18 protein-coding genes, 1 tRNA gene and 1 pseudogene are annotated in these 23,145 nt (G+C 37.6%); 17 read left to right on the top strand and 3 right to left on the bottom strand.

Annotation, left to right across the window (positions count from 1 at the left end):
- The first annotated feature begins 67 nt into the window (after positions 1–67).
- The 11 genes from D0T56_RS11735 (at position 68) to D0T56_RS11685 (ending at position 10,781) form a co-directional block, all read left to right on the top strand.
- Positions 68–1,663, top strand: a complete 1,596-nt coding sequence (locus D0T56_RS11735; RefSeq protein WP_163320349.1) for a recombinase family protein — start codon at positions 68–70, stop codon at positions 1,661–1,663.
- A gap of 166 nt (positions 1,664–1,829) precedes the next feature.
- Positions 1,830–3,167 (top strand): site-specific integrase, encoded by a 1,338-nt coding sequence (locus D0T56_RS11730; RefSeq protein WP_163320348.1) that lies wholly within the window; start codon positions 1,830–1,832, stop codon positions 3,165–3,167.
- A gap of 26 nt (positions 3,168–3,193) precedes the next feature.
- Entirely contained in the window at positions 3,194–4,330 is a 1,137-nt protein-coding gene (locus tag D0T56_RS11725) for a YhcG family protein (protein ID WP_163320347.1), read from the top strand.
- A gap of 13 nt (positions 4,331–4,343) precedes the next feature.
- Positions 4,344–4,739: a hypothetical protein gene (locus D0T56_RS11720; RefSeq protein ID WP_163320346.1), complete on the top strand. Its 396-nt coding sequence runs from the start codon at positions 4,344–4,346 to the stop codon at positions 4,737–4,739.
- 18 nt (positions 4,740–4,757) lie between these two features.
- On the top strand, positions 4,758–5,642 hold the full coding sequence (locus tag D0T56_RS11715; protein ID WP_163320345.1) for a DUF6043 family protein: 885 nt from the start codon (positions 4,758–4,760) through the stop codon (positions 5,640–5,642).
- 168 nt (positions 5,643–5,810) lie between these two features.
- The gene (locus tag D0T56_RS11710) at positions 5,811–6,122 is read left to right on the top strand and encodes an AlpA family transcriptional regulator (protein ID WP_163320344.1); all 312 of its coding nucleotides are present in this window, start codon (positions 5,811–5,813) and stop codon (positions 6,120–6,122) included.
- 89 nt (positions 6,123–6,211) lie between these two features.
- The gene (locus D0T56_RS11705; RefSeq protein WP_370458803.1) at positions 6,212–7,507 is read left to right on the top strand and encodes a DUF3987 domain-containing protein; all 1,296 of its coding nucleotides are present in this window, start codon (positions 6,212–6,214) and stop codon (positions 7,505–7,507) included.
- Between the two features lie 219 nt (positions 7,508–7,726).
- Positions 7,727–8,794 carry a DUF6371 domain-containing protein gene (locus tag D0T56_RS11700; protein WP_185153880.1) on the top strand — a complete coding sequence of 356 codons (1,068 nt, stop codon included), beginning with the start codon at positions 7,727–7,729 and terminating at the stop codon, positions 8,792–8,794.
- 116 nt (positions 8,795–8,910) lie between these two features.
- Positions 8,911–9,288, top strand: a complete 378-nt coding sequence (gene mobC, locus D0T56_RS11695) for a plasmid mobilization relaxosome protein MobC (RefSeq protein ID WP_163320342.1) — start codon at positions 8,911–8,913, stop codon at positions 9,286–9,288.
- Positions 9,263–10,195 (top strand): relaxase/mobilization nuclease domain-containing protein, encoded by a 933-nt coding sequence (locus D0T56_RS11690; protein ID WP_163320341.1) that lies wholly within the window; start codon positions 9,263–9,265, stop codon positions 10,193–10,195. The genes mobC and D0T56_RS11690 overlap by 26 nt, the downstream gene beginning before the upstream one ends.
- Before the next feature lie 28 nt (positions 10,196–10,223).
- A complete protein-coding gene (locus D0T56_RS11685) occupies positions 10,224–10,781 on the top strand; it encodes a hypothetical protein (RefSeq protein ID WP_163320340.1) in 558 nt (185 codons plus the stop codon).
- Positions 10,782–10,842: 61 nt separating this feature from the next.
- Here the strand turns inward: D0T56_RS11685 and D0T56_RS11680 are convergent, their stop codons facing one another.
- Positions 10,843–12,273, bottom strand: coding sequence for a P-loop NTPase fold protein (locus D0T56_RS11680; protein WP_163320339.1), 1,431 nt, complete (start codon positions 12,271–12,273; stop codon positions 10,843–10,845).
- Between the two features lie 398 nt (positions 12,274–12,671).
- Here D0T56_RS11680 and D0T56_RS11675 point away from each other — a divergent pair, with 398 nt between their 5' ends.
- From D0T56_RS11675 to D0T56_RS11660, 4 genes and pseudogenes are all read left to right on the top strand, one after another.
- Complete coding sequence (locus D0T56_RS11675) at positions 12,672–15,716, top strand: type ISP restriction/modification enzyme (protein ID WP_163320338.1); 3,045 nt, start codon at positions 12,672–12,674, stop codon at positions 15,714–15,716.
- A gap of 11 nt (positions 15,717–15,727) precedes the next feature.
- Positions 15,728–16,906 carry an SIR2 family protein gene (locus D0T56_RS11670; RefSeq protein WP_163320337.1) on the top strand — a complete coding sequence of 393 codons (1,179 nt, stop codon included), beginning with the start codon at positions 15,728–15,730 and terminating at the stop codon, positions 16,904–16,906.
- The gene (locus tag D0T56_RS11665) at positions 16,896–18,620 is read left to right on the top strand and encodes an ATP-binding protein (RefSeq protein ID WP_163320336.1); all 1,725 of its coding nucleotides are present in this window, start codon (positions 16,896–16,898) and stop codon (positions 18,618–18,620) included. The genes D0T56_RS11670 and D0T56_RS11665 overlap by 11 nt, the downstream gene beginning before the upstream one ends.
- Positions 18,621–18,721: 101 nt before the next feature.
- Positions 18,722–19,951, top strand: a pseudogene (locus tag D0T56_RS11660) (IS5 family transposase); the annotation flags it as partial.
- A 357-nt stretch (positions 19,952–20,308) separates the two neighbouring features.
- On the opposite strand, the gene D0T56_RS11655 reads toward D0T56_RS11660, so the two are convergent.
- Positions 20,309–20,392: transfer RNA gene (locus tag D0T56_RS11655), tRNA-Leu, on the bottom strand.
- Positions 20,393–20,542: 150 nt separating this feature from the next.
- Here D0T56_RS11655 and D0T56_RS11650 point away from each other — a divergent pair.
- Positions 20,543–21,625, top strand: coding sequence for a mannose-1-phosphate guanylyltransferase (locus D0T56_RS11650; protein ID WP_255491165.1), 1,083 nt, complete (start codon positions 20,543–20,545; stop codon positions 21,623–21,625).
- A 16-nt stretch (positions 21,626–21,641) separates the two neighbouring features.
- Entirely contained in the window at positions 21,642–22,490 is an 849-nt protein-coding gene (locus tag D0T56_RS11645; RefSeq protein WP_163320334.1) for a glycosyltransferase family 2 protein, read from the top strand.
- Positions 22,491–22,499: 9 nt separating this feature from the next.
- Here the strand turns inward: D0T56_RS11645 and D0T56_RS11640 are convergent, their stop codons facing one another.
- Positions 22,500–23,114, bottom strand: a complete 615-nt coding sequence (locus D0T56_RS11640; protein ID WP_163320333.1) for a polysaccharide deacetylase family protein — start codon at positions 23,112–23,114, stop codon at positions 22,500–22,502.
- Positions 23,115–23,145: the final 31 nt, after the last annotated feature.

The following is a 23,145-nucleotide window of genomic DNA, read 5'->3' as shown; positions in this document are numbered from 1 at the left end:
CAAAAGTAATGGATTGGCCTTTTTTATTAGAAAATTTTAAGTAGCAACTTAAATTAATTAGAAGGTTATGATAGATAAATATATAAACGTAGTAATATACTGTAGAGTAAGTAGTGATGAACAGGCAAAAGGCACAAGTCTTGATTTTCAAGAAAATATGCTAAGAGAATATTGTAAAAGAAATGGTTATAACATTATGGAGTGTTATAGAGAAGATTTCAGTGGTAAAACATTTTCCAAAAGACCTAAAATAAAAAACATGATGAATTTCTTAAAGTCTCACAGGAATGAAGTTGATGCAATTCTATTCTATACATGGGATAGATATTCAAGAAATTTGGAATATGCTTTAACTAATATAAGACAATTAAAGAAACTAGAAATAGAGGTAAATTCTATTGTAAATCCATTAGATAATAATTCATCTGATTTTCCAACAATGTTAGGAATTTACATAGGAAATGCAGAAGCGGAGGTTAATAAAATATCTGATAGAACAAGAAATGGTATACATGAAAGTGCAGAGCAAGGAAAGTGTACCAATAAAGCCCCAAGAGGTTATAAAAACATTTTCATTGACAAAGAGAATAAGTATGTCATAGTTGATGAAAAAGTTGCGCCTATTATTGTGAAAATATTTGCACAAGTTGCTAAGGGTACAGAAAGCCCAAGCTACATTAGAAAACAATTTGAAAGAAAAGGTTTTAAAATCAACAAAAATTCATTTATGAGTATGTTGAGAAACCATTTCTATATAGGGGAGATTTTTGTTAAAGATTTCTATGATAAAGCAAATAAAAGATTAATATTAGCTCATTATGTTGATGGTAATCATGATGCCATTATTGACACAGAAACCTTTTATAAAGTACAAGAGGTTATTGATGGTAAAAAGAAATCATTACCCAAACTATCAAAAAAAATTCATCCAGATTTATTTTTAAGAAAACATTTAGCTTGTCCTGTTTGCGGTACATCTTTAACAGGTGCACCAAGTAAGGGTAATGGTGGAGTATATTATTACTATAATTGTAGCAAGGTTGGTAAACATTTTAGATGCAGAGCAGATAAGGCAAATGAAGAATTTGCTAAATATACAGCAACACTAAAACCCAATAAAACAGTTTTAGATTTATATAAGAAAGTTTTAAGTGATTTGAAGAATGAACAATCTATTGATACACAAAAAGGAGTAAATAACTTTCTTCTTGAAATTGAAAAAGTAAATAGCAAAATAGATACTCTTGATGATAAATATCTACTTAATGAAATAGACAAGCCTATGTATGATAGATTGCTATATAGATGCATAAAAGAAAAACAGGAGTTAGAAAAAAAGATTGATTTTATGAAAACCCCTAACCACACCAATATTGAACCTAAGTTGGATTACTCAATACACCTGATTTCCAATATGGATAGCTATATTAGAGATGCAAAAGTTGAAGTGAAATGTAAGCTGATAAGTTCAATGTTTCCTCAAAAAATCGTATTTGATGGAAAATCACATCGAACCAATGAACTTAATTCAGTATTGGAGTTAATATATCAGCAGACCAACGAATTGCAGGGAAAGAAAAATGGGAAAGACTCAAATAATTCGAGTTTTTCCCACTTCGTACCCAGAGCCGGGGGTGAAATAGTTAAATTGGGAACATTGTAGACTTCTTGCAATTCACAAGTTTGCGGTTTTATATGACTGATATTAAATGCGTTATAACGGCCTGGTTGTTTAATCGAATTTAGAGAGATTGAAATAAGTTTAGGATGTATGGGAACAATTTGGGAACAAATCAATATCTTTGTACCAAACATAACATCATTGATTTATGAAGGTTTCTGCATTTCTAAGAAAGACCGCTAAGAAGAATGATACGGATACTCAAGCGACCATCTACTTCCGTTTGCGAGATAAAAATAAGGATTTCAAATCGGCAAGCGAATTGACGATCAACCCGAACCACTGGAGCCCGGAGAAGCAAGGCTACAAAGATCGGGTTGCCTTGATAGGCGATGATATGAAAATGAAGTTGAGAAATGATATTCAAAGTATCATATCTCTCATCACTCAGAATTATACAGAAGATGCCGATGCTGAATGGTTGAGCGAAATAATCGACCGCTACCACCATCCCGACAAATACAAAACCCAAGAAGAGGTAGAAGCAGAAACGAAACTTACTTTTGAGCAGCTTATGGATGATTTTCTCTTGAAGCATAAACTCTCCGAGGTCAGGCAGAAAAATTTCCGAGTAGTCAAGAGAGCATTACTTCGTTATGAGTTATACGTAAGAGCGACCAGACGAGGACAGAAGTCTTTTGTGTTGGACATTGACAATGTCACTCCCGATACACTACAAGACATTTGGAATTTCTTTGAGAATGAGCACAAATATTATGAGTTGTATCCGGCTATTTATGAGCAAATCCCAGAAAAACGGATACCGAAGCCGAGAGGACGAAACACGCTGATTGATTGTTTTTGCAGGATAAGAACCTTTTTCCTGTGGTGTTATGAGAAAAAGAAAACCGCAAACAGGCCATTTGACAATTTCAGAATTGAAGAATGCACATACGGTACTCCTGTTTACATCACGTTGGAGGAGCGAGATAAACTATATGAGAAAGACCTATCCGCCCATAAACAAGTAGAAATCCAACGAGATATATTTGTCTTTCAAAGTTTGATAGGTTGTCGGGTTGGTGACTTATATCGGATGACAAAGCAGAATGTAATCAACGGTGCGATAGAGTATATCCCTCGAAAGACGAAAGAAGGGAATCCGGTGACGGTAAGAGTTCCTTTGAACGACAAAGCAAAAGCTATACTGGAAAAGTATAAGGATCATGAAGGGAGTAAACTTCTCCCATTCATTTCAGAGCAGAAATACAATGATGCCATAAAGAAAGCCTTTGAACTGGCAGAGGTAAACAGAATCGTTACTATTCTTGACCCACTCACAAATGAAGAAGTTAAGAAACCGCTATATGAAGTCGCCAGTAGCCACATGGCTCGGCGGACATTCATCGGGAATATCTACAAGAAAGTGAAAGACCCGAATCTGATCGGAGCGTTGAGCGGACACAAGGAAGGAAGCAAAGCTTTTAGCCGTTATCGAGAGATAGACGAGGAAATGAAAAAAGAATTAGTAAATTTGTTGGATTAATCAGTTGAAAAACAGAAGAAATAATTATGAGTACAGATATAACAAAAGATTCGGAATTTAAGCAATGGCTAGTGGATTTGAAAGGCAGAATCCGCCAAAGCCAACTAAGAGCAGCAGTTAAGGTTAATTCTGAATTGTTGCGACTGTACTGGGATTTAGGGCAGGATATAGTTGTCCGCCAGATGGATGCAGTATGGGGAAGTAGCTTTTATACTCGCTTAAGTAAAGAATTGAAGAAAGAATTTCCCGGTATGCAAGGATTCTCGGTTACTAACTTAAATTATTGCAAGCGGTTTTATCAATTTTACACGAAGGAATATCAATCTAACCAGCAACTTTCCGATAAAATCCACCCCCAAGCTGGGGGAGAAATTCAAATCGCTGATAATGTGAACAATATAGTTTACCCCCAAGCTGGGGCTGAATTTGACAATCCATTGTTTTCGATTCCTTGGGGACACCAAAAACTCCTTATTGATAAATGTAAATCTGTGCAAGAAGCCTTATTTTATATTCAAAAAACTATCAAAAATGGATGGAGCAGAGCCATGTTGATGAATTTCATGGATGTTAGTCTGTATCAGGCACAAGGAAAATCAATCAACAACTTTGGTCGATTACTTCCTGATGTTCAGAGTGATCTGGCAAGAGAAACTCTGAAAGATCCATATAATTTTGATTTTCTCACTCTCGCAGATGATTATAAGGAAAAAGAATTAGAAGATGCCTTGGTTACAAATATCACAAAGTTCTTACTGGAGCTTGGACAAGGCTTTGCCTTTCTTGGAAGGCAGTACCCTATTAAAGTCGGTAGTAGAGAACGAAACATTGATTTGCTATTTTACCATTTAGAACTGCGCTGTTATGTAGTAGTGGAGTTAAAAGTTAAAGAATTTGAACCTGAACATACAGGTAAACTCGGATATTATATAGAAGCCATTAACAATCAACTTAAAAAAGACATTGACAATCCAACGATTGGACTGCTTATTTGTAAAACAAAAGATGATATCGAAGCCCAGTACTCACTGAAAAGCAGTAGTCAGCCGATAGGAATTTCAGAATACACATTTTCCAAGCTGTTACCGGAAAATTTCAAATCTTCGCTCCCTTCTATCGAAGAGATTGAGAAAGAATTAAGTCAAGAAGACGAGAACCAATAAATAGAATAAAACCATGTCAGGAGGTCATTTTGATTACCAACAATATCGCATCAATACAATTGCAGATGAGATATTAGATGAAATTCGTAAGAACAAAGAGGGATATGAAGATTATCCTGATGGAGTAAGCTATGGTTATGGGGAGAACGGAACCATAAAAGAGCGGCCGGAAGGTTGGCAGCGATATTCAGGTGAAACACTAAAAGAATTTAAAGAAGGAGTTCGTCTATGCAAATTAGCAGCTGCTTATGCTCAAAGAATTGACTGGTTAATTTCTGGGGACGACAGTGAAAGTTGTTTTCACAAACGGCTGGAAGAAGATATAGAGAAAATTGGGCTCGAAATAAAACAACTTGATGAGAATAATTGGAACATTGGAAAGAAAAGAGAAGATGTTGAAGGTTATTAGAAAATTATAATTGAGGAAATGAGCCAACAAGACTTCAACAACTTCAAACAACGCATAAAGGACTGGATGGATTCCCACCCGGAAGAGTACGATTGCTTTGAGGAAGAGATGAACCGAAAGGATAATGCCGGTTACCAGCAAATTCTTACAAAGGCTTTCTCTTTGGTGCCGAAGTATCAGAAGATCATTCGAAAAAGAGTTAACCAGGCATCAACAGAAGATGTTTCTGATATAGAAACTCTCTTTTCTGAAAACAATCTTGCAGAGTCCTTGATAAACGAATTTGAGAACTCTTCTCCAGAATCTATTGTGCCAGCAATGCTTTCATGGCTTTACTTTGGAAAGAGCTTTGAACGGATGGTGGAACGTGGTGAAGAGATACGGCGTAATCCAGAGACGACCTTTGCCGAAAAAATTGTCATTTCGCCTGTTATCAAATTAGTCATAGCTCGATCTATTAATTTAGGACTGCGAACAAAGGCAGATTGGGAAAAGCATCGAGAGTTGATGAAGCTGGCAGAAAGTGAAAATGTCATGGATTGGGCAATGGATGATGCTATCGCTGAAAAGAAAACAGCAGGAAGGAGACCCGATACTCAAATACTGCCAGAAGAGTTAATTCAGGCCATCGAAGACTTTCTTCGAAATAGCCATAGCCAGCGGGATATTGCTTGTCTGAAAATCGCATTAGAAGAACTACGATTGTCAAAGCCGGGTGGTATAAAAGCATTTAGAGATGCCTTACACAAACAGTATCAAGACACAAACATCCATATTATTCCCGAAAGAGGAATACAGAAGGCATATAGAGAACTTACCGACCTTGTAGGAGGAACAAGAGTGAAAGACCTAAAAGAAAACCGTACTTACATTGACGAGATAAAAGATATTCTATCCAAATAAATTCGTTTAATTCGTTCCGTCATTGCGCGAATTTAACGAGCCTTAAATCATTGATATTCAGATTTTATTTGATATATTTTTGTGGCTGCTATCCATTGGTCGGGTAGCGGCTTTCTTTTTGTAATCCTGCCGGAAAAGAAAGTTTCAACCTCGGTAGGCTGACATAAAATGAAGAATATATTATCCATTATTCAGAATGAGCATGCCAGTATCAAACTGGAAGTAACCGGAGAAGACCTGCTTAACTTCTCCAACGATTTAATCAACCGAGCAAAGAATGAGCTCTCTTTGGAGATCGCTGAAGCTCGAAAGGAAAAATACCTTACCAAAGAAGAGGTAAAGGAAATTTGCGGTGTATGTGATGCTACCTTGTGGCATTGGAACAAAAAGAATTACTTGAAAACTATCAAAATCGGGAATAAGGTCAGATATAGAATGTCTGATATTCGGAAAATTCTCGGAGAAAGAGAGGGCAAGTGATGGAAACCAATAAAATTACAGCAGAGGGCATCATCCACGAAGCTCTACATTGTAAAGGAAAGATGTACGGCTCAGATTATCCGGTTCAAGTGTTCCCACATCAGATTCAGGATATTGTCTATGCGACAGGAGAATGTCTCAACTATCCCATTGATTACATTGCAGCATCACTTTGTTTTGTACTATCAGTTGGAATTGGGAATACGCATGTTGCCAAGTTGAAGGAAGGCTGGACAGAACGAGCAATTCTATATACTGCATTGATTGGTCGTCCGGGAGTAAACAAAAGCCATCCACTTAGCTTTGCTTTTCATCCTTTGTTTGAACATGACGCAAAGAATGGAGTTGCGTTTAAGAAAGAGATTAAGGAATACGAACAGCTTCTTTATCTCAGTCGGAAAGAGCGTGAGGAGCAAGGAATTAGCGAACTGCCAAACGAACCCGTTCTGAAAAAGTTTGTTGTTTCAGACATTACTCCTGAAAGCCTTGCCTTCATCCACGAAAATAACAAAAGAGGAATTTGTTTATACACGGACGAGTTAGCTTCTTGGTTTAAGAACTTCAATCGCTACACAAAGGGTTCTGAGGAGCAGTTCTGGCTCTCTCTTTATAATGGGAAGCCCATTATTTTGGATCGACGTGGATCCAAAAACTCTGTATCAGTCAAAAACTCCTTCATTGGCGTAATTGGCACCATTCAGCATGGAGTATTGAGAGAGATGGCGAAAGGCGAACGTAATCAAAACGGTTTTTTAGACCGCATTCTATTTGTGTTACCAAACAATTTAGAGAAGCAGTATTGGAGCGATCACCAGTTATCTCGGCATGTAATCCCTACTTGGAATAACCTGATGCAGAAACTTATCAATCAGGAATACCTCACCGATGACAATGGCGATATAATTCCTGTTGAGTTATATTTTCAAGAAGATGCCAGGAAGCGACTCTACGACTGGCAACGAGAGAATACGGATCAATGTAATCGAGAAATCAACGAGACGTTGATGGGTATTTACAGTAAATTGGAAATATATGCCATTCGTTTTTGCCTGATCTTGCAAGTTGCTCGCTGGCTCTGTGGAGAAGCCTCTAAAGATTCTATTGATTTAGTCAGTGTGGAGGGGGCTATCAAGTTGGTCGGTTATTATCAGAAGACCGCACGTAAAGTTCAACAAATCGTTGCCTCTTCTGCAACTTTGGAGCAGCTTCCCTCCGACAAACAACGATTGTATAATGCACTTCCGTCAGACTTCTCTACAGCGGAAGGAATACAAGTCGCTTCTCAGTTTTCGATATCAGCAGATAGCTTCAAACGTATGCTTAGTGATTTCAAGGATGGCTTGCTTGATAACTACAGACATGGACGATACCGGAAATTGCTTTAGCGCATTTTCCACATTCTCTACACTTTTGATCCTAAATCAAAGACATTCAGGTATATAATAATTTGCAAAACAATCCACTTTTCCGCTTTTTTATGCTTTTACCATACTTAAAGTGCGAGGTTGTGTAAACCGATACGCACATATCAAAGAAAGTAAAGCATTGATTTACAGTTCTGTTTTTCGAGAAATGCGGAAAGTGTACAAAATGTAAAAAACATAATGAGCTATAGATATATATTAGAACCCTATAAAGGAATCGCAACGCGGCACACCTGCCCGGCTTGTGAACAAAAGAAGTGTTTTTCTCGCTACATCGATACCGAAAATAAAGTTTCGCTTCCAAATCATGTGGGTAGATGCGACCGGGAAGAAAAATGTGGATACCACTTCACTCCGAAGCAATATTTTGAGGAGAATCCGGATAGACGAGAGGAGTTTATTGATTATCATCCTACAATAATACCCAAAAACTACCCTCCCGTGAAAGAAAAAGAACCAAGCTTCATCGATAGCAACTTAGTGGCATCCTCGCTTGGTCATTACCAGCAAAACAAGTTGTTTCAATTTCTATCTTCTCAACTGGGAGAAGATGAAGCAACGAAGTTGATGATAAAATACAAGGTCGGTTCCGCTAAGCATTGGGACGGAGCAACAGTTTTCTGGCAAATGGATATTGCCGGAAGAGTGCGCACAGGAAAAGTAATGCTATACGATCCGGAGACCGGAAAGCGAGTTAAATATCCATATAATCATATCACATGGGTACACTCGCTCCTGAAGCAAGAGAACTTCAATCTAAAACAATGCTTCTTTGGCGAACACCTGCTCGCCAGTCAATCCAACCTGCCGGTAGCGATTGTAGAAAGCGAAAAGACTGCATTAATCTCTTCTTACTATATGCCCCAATTCCAATGGATCGCTACCGGAGGAAAGCATGGTTGTTTCAATGATGAAAACTTGCAGATTCTTAAAGGTAGAAAGACAATCCTATTTCCAGATTTAGGAGCGTGGGAGGATTGGCAAGTGAAAGCAAACAAGATGAAGAGCCTAAACATAGAGGTCGAAATTTTCGATTTTCTGGAGAAACGAGCAACGCCGGAGCAACAGAAAGAGGGGTACGATATTGCAGATTTCCTACTTGAGGCGAAACAGCCTACGGCAATCCTTCAAGACATGATTAAACGTAATCCTGCCTTGAAAACACTAATGGAAGAATTTAGTTTAGTGCTTGACAATTCTTCAAAGAAGAAGGTAAATCCTCGTAAAAAGACCGGATTTAGACTCTAATGGAAAATCTGCGATTTTTAGCGGAGCAAGTTTATGTTTTGGTCATACCAAAACGCCACTTGCTCCCCAAAATGGGAGGAAATCCCGCTGGTCTAATAGTTAAATAGCAATTTAAAATGGAAGATAAAAAACCGAGAAAAACAGGTGGTCGCCCCACTAAAGGATTAGGCGAAAAACGCACCTATATGGTCAGCGTTAAAATGGATTCTCGCGAATACTTTTCGTTAAAAACGAAAGCCAAATCGGCAGGAATTAGCCGAAGTGATTTCGTTCGTCAGTGTATAGCCGGGAGTGAAATTTGTCCCCGGTTAACACCTGAACTGAACGATTATATTCGAAAGCTATCAGGTATGGGGAATAACCTGAATCAGATTGCCAGAAGAGCTAACGCCGAAGGCTATACCAGTACTCGACATGAATACCTCTATCTGGCAGATAAGATTGATAACGTAATTGAAATGATTGAAGATGATGGCAAAAATAGTAAAAGGTAAAGCGTTCAAGGGTGTGGTCAATTATATCCTTGACAAGCAAAAGAATACGGAGATTGTCGATTTTGACGGGCTTCGCATGAAAAGCAAAGCTTCCATCGTTCAGAGTTTCGTAGCCCAAGCGAGCTTGAATAGCCGTGTGGCAAAGCCGGTGTGCCATATCTCGTTAGACTTTTCTGCACAGGACAAAGATAAGATATCCAATCAACTGATGGGACAGATTGCTCACGACTATATGAAACAAATGGGTATAGTGAATACACAATATATTATTGCGAGGCATTTCGACAAGGAGCATCCGCACATCCATTTGGTTTATAACCGGGTGGATAATAACGGCAAAACAATTACAGATAGCAACGATCGTTTCCGAAGCGAGAAGATCTGCAAGGAACTGACCGAGAAATACAGTTTATACTTCGCCACCGGCAAAGAGAACGTAAAAGAACATCGCTTGAAAGAACCGGATAAAACCAAATACGAGATATATAATTCTCTTAAAACATTGGTACCAAAGTGTAAGAACTGGAAACAATTGACGAATGAACTGCAAAAGGCAGGGATAAAAACCGAGTTCAAAACCAAAGGAGATTCCGATGAAGTACAGGGAGTTCGGTTTGAGAAAAACGGCTATTTGTTTAATGGTTCAAAAGTAGATAAGATGTTTAGTTACTCGAAAATTGATTATCAGTTGGAACAAAATGCCCGCAGTCAGTCGGCAAGCCAAAGTCAGGAACAATCCCACTCGACCAGTAATGCCGTTGTATCAACAATCGGATCAGTCGGTTCTGCTTTGGGTGGATTGTTTGATATTCAGCCCGGAAGCGGATACGATGAGAATGAGGCAGAATATCTTCGCCAGCAGCGATTAAAGAAGAAACCAAAACGAAAGTTCGGACGACAAATGTAAATGTATTAACAAATTAAACAGTAAGAGAATGAGAAATATAGAGATAAACGAAGTGTACACGCTTTTTGAAGAAATCAAGAAACTGATTAAAAAGGGGAACGATAATACTCCTACCGTTATTCAACCCGAAATAGAATTACCGGACTTATCCGTCATAAACGAATTGACAGATAAGCTACAAGAAACAGTCGAAGAGGTTCGCAAGCCTACAAAAACAGAATGCCATCATATATTCAGCATTGCCTCGAACAAAATCTTCTTTAGTGTAATCGGTATAGGTGTTGCCTTGCTTGTATGTATGTTTGTTATATACTACCAACGAGAGGAAATGGCTATGTACAAAGATAACGACCTAAAATATCGCTATGTTAAGATGCAAGGAGAAATAACGTCGGGTGAAATAGGCTATTTGGAAAATATATTTGACTATAAGCGAGATAGTGTAAAAATTATCCGAAAGCAAGTAGAGCAACATGAGAAAGCAGTATTGGAAGAAGCCAAGCGTTTGGAAAAAGCGAGATTGAAAGAACAAGAGGCGGAACGACTTAGTCGTGAGGCGGAGAATTTGAAACAAAATAACCACTAACTCTTTTCTGTCATGCTAATAGCTCATACTAAAATAGCAAGACTGTATTTTGCAGTCTTGCTTATACTTGTATTGGTTCTTGAAGCTCAAATAATAACTCAATGCGTTGAATTATTATACTCAGATCAAATATACCACCTATTATCGCTCCTCTTTCTTCATAATGTTTTACAGCACCCAATAGAAGGTCGTTATTTATTACATTCAACTTAAATGTTAATGCTGGTTCTGCGTCTTTGGTTAGAAGTTCATAAGTTTTAAATCCTCTACTATCAATCGAATAGCAAGACAAGAGCTTTGCAATTTCGAAGATAACAAAACGAGAATTGGTATCGTATACGTCTGATGAGGAAAGAAGTCTGGCAGGCAACTTTTCTTCTAAAAATTGAACAATTTTTTGTATCGTTATTTTTTTGGTAAGTAAAGAGTGATAAAAATCAGGGTAGGATATACGGAAGTATTGCAAAAGTAAAATCGTACCAGGTTGAGAATAGCTATTTGTTTGAATTGTTTGTAGCGTTAGACGAATATGCGCATATATTTTTTCCATTTGCCTTAAATTAAGATGCATCTGAGCAAATATAATTTTGGACATTTTTACAAAACTCTCACCCTCTTCTCTATCTCTAAAATTAGATAAACGTTGAGGGTTTTCGAAAAAAGCATCAAAGTCATACACATCAAAAAGATAGGCGCAAAATTTGTCTATATCTGGCTCTGGCAAAGCATATTCTATATCTATAAAGCGTTTGAGATATTCTTCCGCATTGATAGAGTCACTGCCGTAGTATCCTCGGATGGAGCTGCATAGCTGTTTCTTGTCGATCGATAAAACAAATACAATATTGGGAATAGAGAAAAGGTGTTTGATCCTTTCGAGGACTTTTACCGCATAAGCCGGATTGCATCTATCCAATTCATCCACCATAAATATTAAGGGCTTACCTTCATTACAAGAATCAACAAGATCGATCAATGCATTGCGAAATTCTTTTATTGAGTTGCATTGCTCTTTATAAGTATCTAATTCTTTTTTTAATAAATCAGAAGATGCATCTATTCCGGCTTTAAGAACATCACCTATCTCATCTCCTAAATATTTCTTTACTGCAGTGGTAGTTGCGGCAGAAACGATGCTGGTAAAAATTTTTCCGCCAGTAGCAATAACGGTCGCTAACTTGCTTTTAACATTCTCTTTGAGTTCTAATTCTTGCAACTCCCCTATTAAGCCGACTAAAGGGTCTGAAACAAAATCGTGTTCCCACACATTGAAGTATAGCGTTTTGAAATTCTCTTTATTCAAGTATTGACGCCACATTTTCATAAATGTTGTTTTTCCACTTCCCCATTCCCCATTGATAGCCAAGACACAACCATTTGTGTAAGAAGAAACTATCTGTGTTAATATTCTAGCATACTTTTCACGTCCTAATTTACAATTCTGAAAAGGATTGCGTTCTATTATTTCGGGGTCTTGTAACCTACAAATCATACGATTAATCTTATTATACTATTCTACAAAGTGTTATAATGCTACACTACGAACATACTAACCATGGTCAAAGGTAACGAAATTCTATTAGCAGGATAACCAATTTTTGAGCATATAATATATTTATTAAGTGTAATAGACCCTGAAGATATAGCAAGAGCACATAACCTTCTTTTTGGCTGCCAAGTATAGAGTAAGAAAACAACATAAGTTGCTAAAAACAAAGGTTCTTCATTATTGTTGTTCCCATTTGCCTAATATTCATTAAATTTGTAAGCAAGTAAAACAATTTGAAAATGAACATAAAACAGTATATCGAAGAGTTACAAAGGTAATACCAATCTGGAGTTGCACGTGAACACACCTATCGACCTGCTTTGCAACAGCTTCTGGCAACGATGTTACCCCATCTTATCGTGCTTAACGAACCGGCGCGACAAGCCTGTGGAGCTCCTGACTATATTCTGCAACGAAAGACGGATAATATCCCGGTAGCGTTTATTGAAGCAAAGGATATTAACGATTCCGACCTTACCGGTCGCAATAAGAATAAAGAACAATTCACTCGGTATAAAAATTCGTTAGATAATATCCTGTTCACCGACTACCTTGACTTTTTATTGTATGAAAAAGGTGAGTTTGTTGAAAGCATCCGTATTGCGGAGCTCAAAGGTGAAAAGATTATTCCTCTGCAAGAAAACTTCGATAAGTTCACTCACCTGATAACTCGTTTTGGTGATGCGAAACCACAACGCATAACCTCCTCGGCTAAGCTGGCTGAAATAATGGCGGGCAAGGCGCGATTATTAGCCGATGTGATTGAAAAGTCTTTTTCACAAGGCGATATAGAAGGAAACTTGGAAGGACAGATGAATGCATTTAAAGAGGTTTTGATTCATGACATCACCCCTAAAGAGTTTGCCGATGTATATGCTCAAACTATTGCTTATGGTATGTTTGCGGCTCGTTTGCACGATTCTACTCCCGACACCTTTTCTCGCCATGAAGCAGCGACACTGATTCCTAAAACTAATCCATTTCTCCGGCAACTGTTTCAAAATGTTGCCGGATATGATCTCGACGAACGAATCAGTTGGATAGTAGATGACTTGGCCGAGACTTTTCGTGCCACGGATATTCAAGCTGTTATGAAAGGATTTGGAAAGCGGACACAGCAAACCGATCCGATGATTCATTTTTACGAAAACTTTCTTTCTGCTTATGATCCAAAATTGAGAAAAAGTCGTGGCGTTTGGTATACTCCACAGGCAGTAGTAAGCTTTATTGTAAGAGCTGTAGATGAAATTTTACAACAAGAGTTTGACTTGCCAATGGGATTGGCAGATACGTCAAAAATCAAGATTGAGCGCAGCATCATACAAAGTCTCGATAAGCGTTATACTGATAATAAAAAGAAAGAACAAGTAGAAACCCACAAAGTGCAGATACTTGATCCGGCGACAGGAACAGGAACTTTCTTGGCAGAAGTTGTAAGTCAAATATACGATAAGTTTCAAGGACAGACCGGCATGTGGCAGGGTTATGTAGAAGAACATCTGCTTCCTCGCCTCAATGGATTTGAGCTATTGATGGCTTCCTATACAATGGCGCATCTGAAGTTGGATTGGCTGCTTACTGAAACTGGATATAAAGCGATAGAAAACAAACGCCTACGTGTATTCCTTACCAATTCATTGGAAGAGTATCACAAAGACACCGGAACGCTCTTTGCTCAGTTTCTCGCTCGCGAAGCCAATGGTGCAAACGAGATTAAACGCAACACACCCGTTATGGTAGTATTGGGAAATCCGCCGTATAGTGTGAGTAGCAACAACAAAGGAGAATGGATTCAGAATCTCATTGCGGACTACAAGAAAAATCTGAACGAACGAAAGATCAATCTTGATGACGACTATATCAAGTTTATTCGATATGGGCAGCATTTCATAGATGAAAATGGAGAGGGAGTCTTAGCCTATATTTCTAATAATAGCTTTATTGACGGAGTAACTCATCGTCAGATGCGAAAATCTCTACTCACTACTTTTGATAAGATATATATCATAGACTTACACGGTAGCACGAAAAAAAAGGAGACTGCCTTAGATGGTAGCAAAGATGAAAATGTCTTTGATATTATGCAGGGGGTCTCAATCAACATTTTCATAAAGACCGGAGAAAAAGCACCAACACAATTAGGAAAAGTCTTTCATCATGATCTTTATGGCAAACGAGAAGATAAATACTCTGTATTAAATGCCGGCAATTTACATACAATCAACTGGTCTGAGTTAGCCATCTCTGCGCCATACTACTTTTTCGTCCCCAAAGACTTTTCTTTGATTAAAGAATATGAAAAAGGATTCAAAATAGACAGACTATTTGTATTAAATGTATCTGGTTTTCAGACAAAGCGAGATAAAATTACCATAAAATTCACAGAACAAGAGCTCTGTGATGTACAGAATGTGTTTGCTTTAAATGACCCAGAGCATATACGGTCTATTTTACAACTACCTATGGATGGTCGAGATTGGACTATTAATGCTGCAAAAAATGACCTGAAATCAAATAATCCGAGAGCGATTAAGATTATGTATAGGCCTTTTGACGAGCGATACACTTTCTATACTGGCAAGTCTAAAGGATTTGTCGCTTATCCTAGAGCCGAAATCGCAAACCATCTTTTTAAGGAAGACAATATTTCGTTAATAACCTGCAGACAACAATCATCATTCGATTTCCAGCACGTATTTGTAAGTAAGCTATTATCTGATATGTGCAATATATCTTCTCAAACAAAAGAGACCGGATATATATTCCCTCTATATCTATATCCACAACAGTCTGACTTACTTAACACTACCCGTACTCCCAACCTTGACTTAAAGATCGTTCAGAAGATAACTACAGGCGTTGGGCTGGAATTTGAGGCAGAAAAAAGTGGCGATACTAACAAATATGCTCCGATAGATTTACTCGATTATATCTATGCCATCCTTCATAGTCCGGCATACCGCAAGAAATACAAAGAATTTCTAAAAACAGACTTCCCATATGTGCCTTATCCGCAAGACGCGGAAGAGTTTCATCGCCTTGTTGTCATTGGAGGCGAACTTCGTAAGGTTCATTTGATGGAGCATCCCTCCTTATCGAAACTTATCACGCAATATCCTGTTGCCGGAGATAATATTGTAGGTAAACCACGCTGGGAATTATTTCCTGATGAACAGAGCGGTCGGATATGGGTAAATGACCAACAGTATTTTGACAATGTACCCCTAACAGCATGGCAATTCTATATAGGCGGCTATCAGCCCGCCCAGAAATGGCTAAAAGACAGACAAGGGCGCACACTAGCCTATGATGACATTATGCACTATCAACGCATAATAAAGGCGTTGGTAATGACAAACAAAATAATGTCCACTATTGACAATTAAACATATAATAGATGAGAATCGAAAAACTGAAAGAGTTTATTCAATCAGCCAACATCAATTTTTTGATTGGTTCTGGCTTGTCTCGCCCATACTTGTCAACACTGGGAGATATAGAAACGTTGTTAGCCGATCTGAATGACAACAAAGAGTCCGACAACATAAAAAGTCTTGTTAAGGGATCAATCTACAAGTCGTATTTTATCCAAGTTATGTATCCCAATATTGATTCAGAAAAAGCTAAAAATATTGGCATCTATCAGCAAGTTATAGATCAATATTCATTTTTTCTTGAGCAGTGGAACCAGATAATTCATAATCGGGGCGGAAGTCTCTTAGCTAAACAGCTAAACATATATACAACCAATATTGATACTTTTTTTGAAAATAGTGCTGAAAAATGCAAGGTTGAATTGAATGATGGCTTCAAGGGTAGTGTAAAGCCTATTTTTGACGAAGGCAATTTCCAAAAATCATATACTAAAAACAGTGTCCACTTTCAGAACTCGACTGAACTACCGGTTTTCAATCTGTTAAAGATGCATGGCTCAATAAATTGGTCTGCGAACGAATACGGACAAATACTTAATGATTCAAGACTTCAGTTGGTGGACGCTATCTCTAAGGAGCTGTCAATCATCGGAGATGACTTTTTTATTTCTCTTAAGGATAGTCTCTCCGAGATGATAGAAGATGCCAAGACTAAAATTGGAGGGCAGAAAATAAAAGTAGGAACTCGACTAAAAAAGTTTTTTGACGCGTATGAGAAACTGATTATTGTGAATCCAACCAAAAGAAAGTTCAGTGAAACGGTTTTAGATATCCATTTTTATGATTTAATGCGAATGTTCTCTAATTCTCTCGAGAAAGAGAATTCTTTGCTGATGGTAATGGGCTTTTCTTTTGGAGATGAACATATCGCGAGCATAGTAGAGCGAGCAACAAGAACAAATCCAACTTTATTGGTCGCAATTTTTGCTCATTCAGATGCCGATGAAGAAAAATATCAAACTAAGTTCAAATCGAATAGCAATGTAGTAATATTTACACCAACCAACTTTAACTCTGCTAATAAAGAGGCGATGGAAAAGTTTGGAATAGACAATATTGTAGAATTTGATTTTAGCGGAATAAATAAAGTTTTTGAGTGGATATCTCGCATGATTCCAGTAAGTTTCAACTATGGCAAATAATAATGAGATAGTTGTCAACCAGTCTATATTTAGAATTGGCTGCGTATTGTCAGTCAATGGAAGAGATGTAAGAGTAAGAGTTGATAAACAAAAAAATCTTTCCCACATCATTTATAAAGGTGGATTGGTAAAAAATATCTCGGTTGGTGGTTATATAAAAATCATCAAAGGTTTCTCATCTATTATTGCTAAGGTTGAAAGTGAATATATTACCGAAGACACTTCTCGAAATGGGAACAATTATTCTTCAAGCGAGGACAAAATACATCGAATTTTAAGTGTTAGTCTGCTAGGCTACCTTGATTCAGACAAATTTATTAAAGGAGTGAAAGAACTTCCCCTAATTGATAATGAGTGCTATCTATTATCTAATGAAGAATTTGTAAAAATTCACAAATTTGTTAGTAAAGACACGGATAAGACGATAACAATAGGCACATTATCCTCGGATAACTTTATGCCAATCTCTTTAGGGGTAAATAGACTATTTTCAAGCCATATAGGTGTTTTTGGCAATACAGGAAGTGGAAAGTCATATACGCTCGCCAAGATATATAGAGAACTCTTTGAATCATATAAAGATAATCTGAATTTTTCAAATAACTCTAAATTCTTATTTGTGGATTTCAATGGCGAGTATTCAGGCAAAGATGTAATGGTCTCAAACAAGAAAATATGTAATCTTTCAACCCGCTCAAAAAAAGACACACTGCCTCTACCAAAAGAATCTTTGCTTGATCTTGATATGCTTTGTATTTTCGCCAGTGCAACAGAAAAGACGCAACGACCATTTATTAGTAGGTGTATTGAACTTGCGAAAAGGATCAACAATGAAACTCATTTCAAGAATTATTTAAAACAATGTATTGTCGAAATATTATGCATGGCTGATAAACCCAAAGCAGAACTTCTTTTAGACTATGTTGAACAGATTGTACCAAAACGTATAGATGAGGATTCTGGAGAGGAAATAGAGTTGAGAAGTGATATTTCTTTTCATGACAACAACCGCTATTATTATCTCGTAGGGAGAGGGGAAGCATATTTGAATAATATTCGAGATATTTCTCAAAATGGAAATTCTAATCATGAATTTGCTAAGCAGACTCTCTATTATCAGCAAGCAGGGGCTTATACCGATCCTACGAATTTTATTGAGAAGTTCATCAAAATAATGTATCTTAGACTTATTAGAGACCTTTTGAATAATAGGGCAATGAACGAGCATATTGCTCCAGCCATCAATAAACTAAAAAGTGTAGTGAATGATATAGAGAAGTTGATAGACTTTACTGATGATCGAGATTTTTGGGATGGCAAAAATATTGCTACTATAAACTTGAATGATACCAATCAAGATGCGAAGAAGATGATACCACTCTTAATAACCCGCTATCTATACAATGAGCATAAAAAGAAAAAAGAAGAAGACCTATCATATCTAAATATCATTATTGATGAAGCTCACAACATACTCTCTTATCAATCAAGTAGAGAAAGTGATACATGGAAAGATTATCGGCTTGAAGTATTTGAGGAAATTATCAAGGAAGGGCGAAAATTTGGGGTGTTTATGACAATTGCAAGTCAGCGCCCATCAGATATATCTACCACAATCATTTCCCAGCTTCACAACTATTTTATCCATAGATTGGTCAATGATGAAGATATTGATAAAGTCGGCAGATCTATATCATATTTAGTCTATCCTTAAAAGCATTTCATTTATTTGATTGACAATATATTAGTTTGATTATTTCTTGTTTATATCTGCAAGAATTAGTATCTTTATCTGATAATTCTTGCAGATATTTTATGTTATTACCTTCGAAAAAAGATTCTCAGAGAAGTATGTTCTTCTCATTGGAAGATAGTTTAGACCAACGTCATCCGCTTTATATTTTGGCAAACAGAGTAGATTGGGCTATGTTTGATCGTGAGTTTAGTTCTCTTTATAGTCAAGACAATGGGGCTCCGGCAAAACCGATTCGGTTGATGGTTGGTCTGCTGATACTAAAACATGTTAGAAACCTCTCGGATGAATCGGTTGTTGAACAATGGAGTGAAAACAACTACTACCAATACTTTTGCGGAGAGCTGGAGTTTGTTCCCAAATATCCTTGTGCATCATCAGAACTAGTACACTTTCGTCATCGGATAGGGGAATCCGGTGTTGAGTTGATTCTCAAAGAAAGTATTCGCATCAACGGTAAGGATGGCGATGAAGGTTCAATCTCAGCCGATACGACTGTCCAGGAAAAGAACATAACCTATCCCACCGATAACAAGTTGCATCGTAAGATTATCTCCCAATGTAAAGGTATAGCTAAAACAGAAGGTATTGAACTTCGCCAGAGCTATACACATACCTTAAAGAGACTGCTTCCCGATCAACGTTTTGGTTCGCATCCGAAGAATAGAAAGAAAGCCGCCAAGGCCAACCGTAAAGTAAAGACTATTGCCGGTCGACTGGTTCGGGAACTCGAGCGCAAATTACCCGCATCTCATCCACACAGACAATCATTAGCATTGTTCAGCCAGGTTTTAAAGCAACAAAGGAACAGCAAGCATAAAATCTACAGTCTTCACGAACCTCAGGTTCACTGTATTTCAAAAGGCAAAGAACATAAGAAGTATGAATTTGGCAACAAGGTCTCTATCCTTTATACGCAGACAACCGGAGTGATAGTCGGAGCTTTGGCATTTGGCAATGAATATGACGGACATACCTTGGATAAAGCTCTTGAGCAATACGAAAGATTGAAGGGGAAACGTCCTAAAAACCTATATGCGGATAGAGGATACAAAGGACGATCGCAAATAGAAGAAACTCAAATACTGATCCCTAAACCTTTCTCTAAGAAACTGTATCAATACCAACAACAAAAACGAAGAAAAGCGCATAAGCGAAGAGCTGCTATAGAACCAATAATAGGACATTTGAAAACAGACCATAGATTATCGAGAAACTTCTACAAGGGAGACTTTGGTGATGCCATTAACGTCATGTTGGCAGCGGCAGCATTCAACTTCAAAAGGGTAATGAATAAATACAAACAAAAAATTGCCTATATCATTTTACGGATACAGACAATTTTATTAAGTGAAAAACTTAAAGCCGCTTTTTAAGGGGTGACTATTTAGACAAAGTGTCAAAAGAATCGTTGCCGATCCTCTCAACTGGAGTCTGCGTCATCGCTGGACAACTTACCGAAATGCCTATAGTGGTTAAAGTAGATGAAATAGAGAAAAAGTATATACCATTGAATGAAACTATTGATATTGTCTCCAAGTGGACATAGCCCGAAATCTTTCAAAATCTGTCTGGGAACAATTTGGGAACAATCCCTCAAAATAAAAAGCCTAATTGACTGACTATCAATTAGGCTTTCATTTTTTCAGTACCCAGAGCCGGGATCGAACCGGCATGGAAATGAATCCACTGGTGTTTGAGACCAGCGCGTCTACCAATTCCGCCATCTGGGCATTGCGTGTGCAAAGATATAATAATATTATTTATTTCAAATAATAATATGCTTCTTTTTTTAAAGAAAAAAAATAGCTTTCTTTGTACAATACAATTTTGACATTAAATTTTTGAGTCATATTACTATATATTATTACTAAACATACATAATGAATAAAAACAATTACTGCGTAATTATGGGTGGCGGTATCGGTAGCCGATTCTGGCCTTTTAGTCGAGAATCCCGCCCAAAGCAGTTCCTTGACTTTTTTGGCACCGGAAGATCTTTGTTACAATTAACTTTCGATCGACTAAAAAAAATAGTTCCAGTTGAAAATATATTAATCGTTACGAACAAAGCCTATTTTGACCTTGTAAAAGACGAATTGCCGGAGTTGACTTCCGAACAAATATTACTTGAACCTGTAAGAAGGAATACCGCTCCATGCATAGCCTTTGCAACGTACAGGATAAAAGCGATCAACCCAAATGCAAATATTATTGTTGCTCCTTCCGATCACCTCATCTTAAAGGAAGACGAATTTGTAACGACCATACAAAAGGCATTTGACTTTGTTGAAAAAAATCCAGTCCTGCTGACTCTTGGTATAAAACCGAGCCGACCCGAAACAGGCTACGGATATATACAAATGAGCGAAGAGAAAGTAAATGATGTCACTAAAGTAAAAGTTTTCACCGAAAAACCAGATATTGAACTAGCCAAAGTCTTCTTCGAAAGTGGCGAATTTTTATGGAATTCCGGTATATTTATATGGAATGTGAACACCATTATGGATGCGTTTCACCGTCATCTGCCTGACATCGCAAATCTTCTCGACCCTGGATGTGAACTATTCAATACACCTGAAGAAACGCAATTTATAGAGCAACAGTTCCCTCGATCGCCAAATATATCCATCGACTATGGGGTTATGGAAAAGGCATCTAACGTATACGTTATGGCGGCCAATTTTGGTTGGTCCGATCTAGGTACGTGGGGATCATTGCATGATATTTCCAATCCTAAAGACGATGACGCTAACGCCGCATTGGCAGGAAACACCCTGTTTTTTGACAGTTCTGAAAATATAGCAGCCATTCCGAAAGGGAAAGTAGCCGTTGTTCAGGGACTTGACGGCTACATTATAGCCGATACGGACAATGTTCTATTGATTTGTAAAAAAGAAGACGAGCAACGCATCAGACAGTTTGTAACCGATGTTAAGCACAACTTCGGAGACGAGTTTGTATAAATTTTGAGAAACATACATGACCTTGAAAGGTGGCTTTCGCCACTTTTCTTTTTTTGCATACGGAATGAAAGTTATTTTAAGTATAATCACTGTCAATTTAAATAACGCCAAAGGGTTGGAAGAAACTATCAAAAGCGTTATTGGGCAAACTTATCACTCCTATGAATATATCGTTATCGACGGGGCTTCTACCGATGGCAGCACCGATGTCATAAAGAAATATTCATCCAACATAAATATACATATCAGCGAACCCGATAGCGGCATATTCAATGCCATGAACAAGGGAATAAAACTTGCTAAAGGAAAATATTGTCTTTTTCTCAATTCGGGGGATTCATTCGTTTCGGACGATGTTCTACAAAATATTTTTGAGCAGACAGATTATTCTTCCCCATTTATAAACGGCAATCAAGTCAATGACTGGGGCGATCATAAATCGACCGTGAAAAACAAAGGTCGGGATCTTACCTTATACGATTTTTACGCCGGAACGATCAAGCATCAGGCAACTTTCATCAGACGAGATTTATTTGACAAATACGGACTATACGACGAAAGTTTAAAGATTGTTTCCGACTGGAAATTCTTCCTTGAAGTTATTGGATTACACAACGAACAACCAACGTTTGTAGATATAGACATTGTAAATTTTTCGTGGGATGGCATAAGCACCGACAAGAAGATGCAAGAAAAACACGACAAGGAAAGAGAAAAGGTGCTATCGGAGTGTATTCCGCCTTCCGTCAGAAAAGATTATGAACAATTACAGCTCTTCAAGAATTACGAGTACCTTATCATTCCTATGCGAAACAATAAATTCTTATTTGGAATAGTTCGTTTTTTTGTCCGATTGTTCAGATAGACATGCTCTCTAAGGAATCATTTCGAACGTATACCCTTGAGCTATCAGCCACTCAATACTTCTCTCCAAAGCGCCCCTGATATTCTGTTCGGCTTTCAACGAGTCGTGAAAAACAATGATAGAGCCACTTCTTGTATACTTTCTTACATTCTCAAAAACCAGTTCCGGCGTCATATATTTACTATAATCCCGAGTTACGACATCCCACAAAATAATGCGGTATTTTTTTCTCAAGGGAAAATATTGCCTTATTCTCATGTGCCCGTGAGGAGGGCGGAAAAGATCCGATTTTATATATCGTGCAGCTAATTCGGTGTTTTTTATGTAGTTTTTTGTGCGTGTTCTTATTCCTTGTATATGATTGTGAGTATGATTGCCAACCCTATGTCCTTTATCTAAAACCTGCTGATAAACTTCCGGGTATTTTCTGACATTATCCCCTACACAAAAGAATGTTGCTTTAATTTTATACTTATCCAATATATCCAACACCCAGGGTGTCATTTCCGGAATCGGCCCGTCATCAAATGTGAGATATACGACTTTCTTACCTTCTTGAGGTATACGCCAATACCCTTTCGGGAAAAGCGCTCTATATAAAAAAGGAGGACGTTCTATTAACATAATATCAAAAACAAACGAGATTGCAACTATT

The organism is Dysgonomonas sp. 520 (assembly GCF_010501095.1).
Lineage (GTDB): Bacteria > Bacteroidota > Bacteroidia > Bacteroidales > Dysgonomonadaceae > QVMP01.
Note: the sequence above shows the minus strand (reverse complement) of the source record. Positions and strands in the feature narration are given on the sequence as shown.

What these genes read in the sequence shown, in the direction of transcription:
- D0T56_RS11665 (WP_163320336.1), top strand. Translation starts at nt 16,896, where the DNA reads ATGGCAAATAATAATGAGATAGTTGTCAACCAGTCTATATTTAGAATT.
- D0T56_RS11710 (WP_163320344.1), top strand. Translation starts at nt 5,811, where the DNA reads ATGAAGAATATATTATCCATTATTCAGAATGAGCATGCCAGTATCAAA.
- mobC (WP_163320342.1), top strand. Translation starts at nt 8,911, where the DNA reads ATGGAAGATAAAAAACCGAGAAAAACAGGTGGTCGCCCCACTAAAGGA.
- D0T56_RS11650 (WP_255491165.1), top strand. Translation starts at nt 20,543, where the DNA reads ATGAATAAAAACAATTACTGCGTAATTATGGGTGGCGGTATCGGTAGC.
- D0T56_RS11645 (WP_163320334.1), top strand. Translation starts at nt 21,642, where the DNA reads ATGACCTTGAAAGGTGGCTTTCGCCACTTTTCTTTTTTTGCATACGGA.
- D0T56_RS11670 (WP_163320337.1), top strand. Translation starts at nt 15,728, where the DNA reads ATGAGAATCGAAAAACTGAAAGAGTTTATTCAATCAGCCAACATCAAT.
- D0T56_RS11700 (WP_185153880.1), top strand. Translation starts at nt 7,727, where the DNA reads ATGAGCTATAGATATATATTAGAACCCTATAAAGGAATCGCAACGCGG.
- D0T56_RS11640 (WP_163320333.1), bottom strand. Translation starts at nt 23,114, where the DNA reads ATGTTAATAGAACGTCCTCCTTTTTTATATAGAGCGCTTTTCCCGAAA.
- D0T56_RS11735 (WP_163320349.1), top strand. Translation starts at nt 68, where the DNA reads ATGATAGATAAATATATAAACGTAGTAATATACTGTAGAGTAAGTAGT.
- D0T56_RS11685 (WP_163320340.1), top strand. Translation starts at nt 10,224, where the DNA reads ATGAGAAATATAGAGATAAACGAAGTGTACACGCTTTTTGAAGAAATC.
- D0T56_RS11730 (WP_163320348.1), top strand. Translation starts at nt 1,830, where the DNA reads ATGAAGGTTTCTGCATTTCTAAGAAAGACCGCTAAGAAGAATGATACG.
- D0T56_RS11725 (WP_163320347.1), top strand. Translation starts at nt 3,194, where the DNA reads ATGAGTACAGATATAACAAAAGATTCGGAATTTAAGCAATGGCTAGTG.
- D0T56_RS11720 (WP_163320346.1), top strand. Translation starts at nt 4,344, where the DNA reads ATGTCAGGAGGTCATTTTGATTACCAACAATATCGCATCAATACAATT.
- D0T56_RS11675 (WP_163320338.1), top strand. Translation starts at nt 12,672, where the DNA reads ATGTTACCCCATCTTATCGTGCTTAACGAACCGGCGCGACAAGCCTGT.
- D0T56_RS11680 (WP_163320339.1), bottom strand. Translation starts at nt 12,273, where the DNA reads ATGATTTGTAGGTTACAAGACCCCGAAATAATAGAACGCAATCCTTTT.
- D0T56_RS11690 (WP_163320341.1), top strand. Translation starts at nt 9,263, where the DNA reads ATGATGGCAAAAATAGTAAAAGGTAAAGCGTTCAAGGGTGTGGTCAAT.
- D0T56_RS11715 (WP_163320345.1), top strand. Translation starts at nt 4,758, where the DNA reads ATGAGCCAACAAGACTTCAACAACTTCAAACAACGCATAAAGGACTGG.